The following is a 6513-nucleotide window of genomic DNA, read 5'->3' as shown; positions in this document are numbered from 1 at the left end:
GCGCGGTGCCCCGGCAGGAGCCCCGGCGGCCCGCCCGCGCCGCCGAGTTCGTCGGCGAGGGGCCGCCCACCTACGACGCCGAGCCGACCGCCTGGCCGGCCGCCGACCCCGCCCGGCTCGACGACCTCCTGCCGGACACCGTCCTGGACGGCGCGCGCTACGGCGCGGTCACCCTGCGCGCCGTGTCACTGCGCGGCGACTCCGCCCGCTACCGGGGCGAGCAGCGGCGCGACGCCCTGCTGACCGCCCGCTTCGGCGAGGGCGACAGCGCCCTGCTGTTCGTCGCGATGGCCGGGGGCACCCGCACCGCCGGAGGGGCGCACCGCGCGGCCCGGGACATCTGCGCGTGGCTGGGCGGCGCCGTCGGCCGCAGCCACGCACGGCTGGCCGACGACATCCGCGGCGGCCGGCGCGGAGAGCTGAAGTCCGGCCTGCACCGCCTCACCGACCGCTCGTACGGCCGCCTGCGCGCCCGTGCCGTCGAGCTCGGGCTCGGGCCGGGCCAGTACACGGCGGCCGTGCGCTGCCTGCTGCTGGCCGCCGACCCCGCGTGCCGTACGCGGGTCTTCTTCGGCGTCGGCCCGGGCGGGCTCTTCCGGCTGCGGCAAGGCGTCTGGCAGGACCTGGACCCCGATCCGGAGCCCGGGGACGGCCGGGCGGGAGAGCCCGTCGTCGGCTACGGCTCGCTGCCCGAGGACCGGGCGGCCGCCGACCGGATGACCGTGGACCTCGGCATCCCCACCCCCGGTCTCGCCCCCGTCGTCGAGCCCGCGGAGGTGCCGGGCGAGCCCTTCCGCTTCCGGGCGTCCGTCGCCCGGCCGGGTGACACCTTGCTGCTGTGCGGCAGCGGCCTGGCCGAGCCGCTGCGCGGCGAGCCCGCCCTGGGGGCCCGTCTGGCGGACCGGTGGGCCGGTGGCGAGCCGCCGGGGCTGGCCGCGTTCCTCGGCGATGTGACCCTGAGGGTGAAGGGTTACGCCGACGACCGGACCGCGTGCGCGCTCTGGGAGGCATAGCCGGGTGTTCCGTGGGTTGATGGGAGCGGGGGAGGGATTGCGGACAGGTCCCTGACCTGCTCCCGGACCGGAGGAGACGCGCCATGGCCAGGCAGTCGGTGGCGGAACAGTTCGTGGAGATCCTGGTGCGCGCCGGGGTGCGGCGGCTCTACGGGGTCGTCGGCGACAGCCTGAACCCCGTCGTGGACGCCATCCGCCGCAACGCCGCCATCGACTGGGTGCAGGTCCGCCACGAGGAGGTGGCGGCGTTCGCCGCGGGCGCGGAGGCGCAGCTGACGGGCCGGCTCGCCGCCTGCGCCGGCTCCTGCGGCCCGGGCAACCTGCACCTGATCAACGGCCTCTACGACGCCCACCGCTCCATGGCCCCGGTGCTCGCTCTCGCCTCGCACATCCCCAGCGGCGAGATCGGCACCGGGTACTTCCAGGAGACCCACCCCGACCAGCTCTTCCGTGAGTGCAGCCACTACAGCGAGCTGATCTCCAGCCCCCGGCAGATGCCGCGGGTGCTGCGGACCGCCATCCAGCACGCGGTCGGGCAGGGCGGCGTCAGCGTCATCTCCCTGCCCGGTGACATCGCGGGCGAGCCGGCACCCGGGCGCGGCGTGGACCACGCGCTGCCGCCGGCCCGGCCGTCCGTACGGCCGGGTGACGCGGAGATCGACGCCCTGGCCCGGATGGTCGACGAGGCCCGGCGGGTCACGCTGTTCTGCGGCAGTGGCACGGCGGGCGCCCACGACGAGGTGATGCGGTTCGCGGAGCGGGTGAAGGCGCCGGTGGGGCACGCCCTGCGCGGCAAGGAGTGGATCCAGTACGACAATCCGTACGACGTGGGGATGAGCGGGCTGCTCGGCTACGGCGCCGCCTACGAGGCCACCCACGAGTGCGACCTGCTCATCCTGCTGGGCACCGACTTCCCGTACAACGCCTTCCTGCCCGACGACGTGCGGATCGTCCAGGTGGACGTCCGGCCCGAGCGGCTCGGGCGCCGCTCCCGGCTCGACCTCGCGGTGTGGGGCGACGTCCGCGAGACGCTGCGCTGCCTGACCCCGAAGGTGCGGGCCAAGAGCAGCCGGACGTTCCTGGACAAGATGCTGAGGAAACACGCCGACGCCCTCGAAGGCGTCGTCAAGGCGTACACCCGCAAGGTCGAGAAGCACACGCCGATCCATCCCGAGTACGTCGCGTCCGTCCTGGACGAGGAGGCCGCCGACGACGCGATCTTCACGGTGGACACGGGGATGAACAATGTCTGGGCGGCCCGCTATCTCACACCGAACGGCCGTCGCCGGGTGATCGGTTCGTTCACGCACGGCTCCATGGCCAACGCGCTGCCGCAGGCGATCGGCGCGCAGTTCCTCGACCGCGACCGGCAGGTCGTCTCGATGTCGGGCGACGGCGGATTTTCCATGCTGATGGGCGATTTCCTCACACTGGTCCAGTACGACCTGCCGGTGAAGATCGTCCTTTTCGACAACTCGTCGCTCGGCATGGTGGAGCTGGAAATGATGGTGAGCGGACTGCCGTCCTACGGCACGGCCAATCACAATCCCGACTTCGCGGCCATCGCCACGGCGGCGGGCGCGTACGGGGTGCGGGTGGAGAAGCCGAAACACGTGCGCGGCGCGCTGCGGGACGCGTTCCGGCACAAGGGCCCGGCGCTGGTGGACATCGTCACCGACCCCAACGCCCTGTCCATTCCGCCGAAGATCAGCGCGGAGATGGTCAGCGGGTTCGCGCTCTCCGCGAGCAAGATCGTGCTGGACGGCGGCGTCGGCCGGATGCTGCAGATGGCCCGCTCCAACCTCCGGAACGTGCCCCGCCCCTGACCGCGGAATGGCCGTGCGAATAACGCGTTCGGCCTCACGCGCTTGGCATATTCGCGCGCAGCACAAGTCCCCCCGGGATTCCAGTCATATCACCATGTTGATGGGTCAACAGGCGTCGTTCCCCGTGGCTCGGGGCATGCATTGCCTTGAGTGTGCGTGAGCGTGTTCGGATGCCGGGGCGCCGGGGAGGGGTCGGGGACACGGAAGGATGAAAAGGCGGACTGCGAACTGGGCGGGCACGGACGGTCACGCGAGTCGGGCGAGAAGCGCGGACGGCGCGACGGCGACAGGGGTGAGCAGGACCGAGGCGAACGGTGCGGCCCCCGAGGAGCCGGCGTTCGAGAGACGGCTCGGGCGGGGGGATCTCACGGCGGTCGCCGAGGTACGCGGCCGGCTGCGCGAGCTGCTGGCGCACTGGGGCGCACCGGGGCGCGCGTACACCGCGGAGCTCCTGGCCAGCGAGCTGGTCACCAACGCCCTGGTGCACACGGACGGCGGCGCGGTGGTGAGGGCGGCACTCACCGGCGGCCCGGGCGCGGCGGCCAAGGGCCTGCTGCGGGTGGAGGTGCGGGACTTCGTCGCCCGGCACCCGGCGCCCCGCGACGCGGGCGGCTGCGGCCTCGCGGGCTGCGGGGCGACGGAGGAGGCGAGCGGCGCGGGCGGCCCGCAGGACGCGGACGCCATGAACGCCGTCGGGACGGCCGCGACGTCGGGGCGCGGGCTGCTGCTCGTCCACTCGCTCGCGGACGACTGGGGGGTGCGGCCGCACGGCGTGGGCAAGGCGGTCTGGTTCGAGCTGGGCGCACAAGAGCCCTGAACCGCCGCACCGCGACGGCTCAGGGCCCGTGGTGTGCCGGCCGACGTGTCAGCCGAACTGCCGCTCGATCTGGGCGAGTTTGGCCTCCAGCGAATCGAGCCGCGGGATGGCCTGGGTGTCGTCCTCGGCGGTGAGATCGATCGGCTCGGGGCCGTTCACCGCCTGGAGCGGACGCGCGCGTACGGGGAGCTGTCCCTGTTCAGCGGCTATGGAAGGGTCCGCGCCGAGCTGTGCGGGCGGTGGTCCGGCGGTCACCGCCGGACCACCGACCTCCATCTGGCGGCCGCCGCGGGTGACGCGGCCCCACACGCGGTTCTGCCGGTTGTACGCCTTGAGCCGGGCGCGTTCCAGCTTGCCCGCCTCGCGCCGGCGGACCCGGTCGCGCTCCATCTGCCGCTTGTCCTCGCGGACCTCCTCGACGGCCTCGTCCAGCGTGCGCACACCCTCCAGGAGCATCAGCGACCAGGCGCCGAAGGTCTCCCGGGGGGCCCGCAACCACCGGACTATGCGGATCTGGGGAAGTGGGCGGGGCACGAGTCCCTGCTCGCGGAGCGCCGCCCGGCGCGTCTGCTTGAGCGCGCGGTCGAAGAGCACCGCGGCGGACAAGGACATGCCGGCGAAGAATTGCGGCGCTCCCGCGTGGTCCATTCCGCGCGGCGCGTGCACCCAGTTGAACCAGGCCGCGGCGCCCGCGAAGGTCCACACCAGCAGCCGGGAGCCGAGCGCCGCGTCGCCGTGGCTGGCCTCCCGGACCGCGAGCACGGAGCAGAACATGGCGGCACCGTCGAGACCGAAGGGCACCAGATATTCCCAGCCGCCCGTCAATCCCAGATTCTGCCGCCCGAATCCGACCAGTCCGTGGAAGGAAAGGGCGGCAGCCACCGCGGCACAGCAGAAGAGCAGGACGTACGAGGCAATGCCGTAGACCGCCTCCTTGCGGCGCCTGCGTTCCTCCGTGCGCTCCCACGTATCCGTGGACGCCCCCGCGTCGTCCGCGCTGCCGTGCCGGCCGCGCGCGAGCACCGTCACCGCCGCCACGGCCCCGGCGAGCGCCACGACACAGGGGAGCATCCAATTCAGCGGTATATCGGTCACTCTCATCTTGCGTCCCTTGCATAGCTGTACGGCCTTTCGCGCGCCATCCTGACGGAATCGGACCGTTCGCCATAGGGATTCGCCGCAACTGCCTGCCAATGGACGCCAAGGGCATACAGATAGGTGTGGGGAAATTCGAACGTCCATTGCCGGAAAGGGGATTGCGTTCGCACGTCATCACACGATCGGGTGGTGTGGCACGGTTCAGCTTGCGGCAATTCGCCGGACGCGGTCCTCGTCCTTGGTGCGGGGGCAGATGAGGCAGGTGTCCGCGGGGCGCACGGTGTGGAAGAGGTGGCAACCGGCCCGGTCACGCGTCGGCAGCGTCTCGTCCCGTGGCCCGGTCGGCGCGCGGAGGCTGCGCCGCCGACGTACGGGGGAGTGGCCCCCGGCAGCAACAGCTCCAACTCCGCCTCGCCCGCGCCTCCTCACCCGGCAGGCGCCCCAGGTGCCACAGTCCCTCGGCGGTCCTATCGGTCGCCATGCCCCACAGTGCCCGCGGCCCGCGCCGCATCCGCGGCCGGAAGCCGGCCGGCACCGGTTCGAGGTGCTCGGCCGGCGCCGCGCACAGCGCCTCCTCGTCCGCCACGGCCACCGCTTCCCGCAGTGCCGCCGCCGGGTCGTCCGGCAGGCACGGGAACTCCTCGATCCCGGCCGCCAGCAGGCCCCGGCCGCAGGCCGAGAGGCATGCGAGGGCCACCGAATCGCGATCATTTAGAGGCAAGCCTTACCTTACTGGAACGGATCGGGGTTTGAACTGTCAGAACGGCCGCCTATGGTTCGGAGGAACACAGGAGGACCCCCATGGAGCAGGGCAGACCCCATACCGAGGCACCGCGGCTCGGCCCCGGCGTGCCCGCGCAGGCCACGCCGGGCGCGCACGCCGAACGCGTCCGCGGCGAACACGTCCACGGCGAGCGCGCGTACGCCGCGCCGGCCCCGGCGCGCCGGATGCCCCAGCGGTACTCCGTACGCGGCCAGGTGCTCGACGCCCTGCGCAAGGCCCTGCTGAGCGGCGACCTCGTCCCAGGCGAGGTCTACTCCGGCCCCGCGCTCGGCGAGCGGTTCGGCGTCTCCGCGACACCCGTGCGCGAGGCGATGCAGCAGCTCGTCCTCGAAGGCGCCGTCGAGGTCGTCCCCAACCGGGGCTTCCGCGTCACCCGCCGCACCGCGCGCGACCTCGCCGAGCTCGCCGAGGTGCGCGCCCTCGTCGAGGTTCCCTCCGTGCTGCGTCTCGCCCGTACGCTCGCGCCGGCGAGGTGGTCCGAGCTGCGCCCGTACGCCGAGGCCGCGTCGGTCGCCGCGGCGACCGGTGACCGCGCGCTGTACGCCGAGGCCGACCGGGCCTTCCACCGCGCCCTGCTGGGCCTGGGCGGCAACCGCCAGCTGGTCGCGGTCGCCGAGGAGCTCCACCGCCGCGCCCAGTGGCCGGCGGACCGGGCGCCCGCCGTCAGCGCCGCCGACCTCGTGGCCGACGCGGCCGAACACACCGCCCTGCTGGACGCGCTGGTCGCGCGCGACCTACGGGCCGTCGAGACGCTGCTGACCGGGCACTTCACGGGAGCGGCGCGGACGGGGGACTGAGAGGTCCGGTCACGGGTGTGATGCGGGCGGGGGCTGAGCGGTCCGGTTACCGGCGCGGCGCGGCCGGCGGACCGAGCCGCCCGGTCATCGCCGTGGCCCGGACGGTGGCAGCGCGGTCCGGTTACCAGCACCGCGCGCTGACGGCGGACCGAGCGCCCCGGTCACCGCCGCGGCCCGG

General features: G+C 73.6%; 5 protein-coding genes and 1 pseudogene. 4 read left to right on the top strand and 2 right to left on the bottom strand.

The genetic code is table 11. The annotated features are described in order from the left end of the window. From J7E86_RS30490 to J7E86_RS30480, 3 genes are all read left to right on the top strand, one after another. Positions 1-1013, top strand: a 1013-nt coding sequence (locus J7E86_RS30490) for a protein phosphatase 2C domain-containing protein (RefSeq protein ID WP_215086056.1), incomplete at its 5' end; no start/stop codon positions are given. Between the two features lie 83 nt (positions 1014-1096). Continuing rightward, a complete protein-coding gene (locus J7E86_RS30485) occupies positions 1097-2839 on the top strand; it encodes a pyruvate dehydrogenase (RefSeq protein ID WP_215086055.1) in 1743 nt (580 codons plus the stop codon). A 292-nt stretch (positions 2840-3131) separates the two neighbouring features. After that, positions 3132-3656 (top strand): ATP-binding protein, encoded by a 525-nt coding sequence (locus J7E86_RS30480; protein ID WP_308312786.1) that lies wholly within the window; start codon positions 3132-3134, stop codon positions 3654-3656. Between the two features lie 48 nt (positions 3657-3704). Here J7E86_RS30480 and J7E86_RS30475 read toward each other — a convergent pair whose 3' ends face one another. Continuing rightward, a complete protein-coding gene (locus J7E86_RS30475) occupies positions 3705-4757 on the bottom strand; it encodes a DUF2637 domain-containing protein (RefSeq protein ID WP_215086053.1) in 1053 nt (350 codons plus the stop codon). Positions 4758-4955: 198 nt separating this feature from the next. After that, a pseudogene (locus J7E86_RS30470) lies at positions 4956-5418 on the bottom strand (iron-sulfur protein); the annotation flags it as partial. Between the two features lie 137 nt (positions 5419-5555). Between J7E86_RS30470 and J7E86_RS30465 the strand changes: the two are divergent. Continuing rightward, complete coding sequence (locus tag J7E86_RS30465; RefSeq protein WP_215086051.1) at positions 5556-6335, top strand: GntR family transcriptional regulator; 780 nt, start codon at positions 5556-5558, stop codon at positions 6333-6335. Positions 6336-6513 lie beyond the last annotated feature (178 nt).

This window comes from Streptomyces sp. ISL-11, assembly GCF_018614525.1.
Lineage (GTDB): Bacteria > Actinomycetota > Actinomycetes > Streptomycetales > Streptomycetaceae > Streptomyces.
The sequence above is the reverse complement of the archived record's forward strand: the minus strand, read 5'-3'. Positions and strand labels throughout refer to the sequence as shown.

Bases quoted from the DNA above. Each gene is read 5' to 3' on its own strand.
- J7E86_RS30475 (WP_215086053.1), bottom strand. From the start codon at position 4,757: ATGAGAGTGACCGATATACCGCTGAATTGGATGCTCCCCTGTGTCGTG.
- J7E86_RS30465 (WP_215086051.1), top strand. From the start codon at position 5,556: ATGGAGCAGGGCAGACCCCATACCGAGGCACCGCGGCTCGGCCCCGGC.
- J7E86_RS30485 (WP_215086055.1), top strand. From the start codon at position 1,097: ATGGCCAGGCAGTCGGTGGCGGAACAGTTCGTGGAGATCCTGGTGCGC.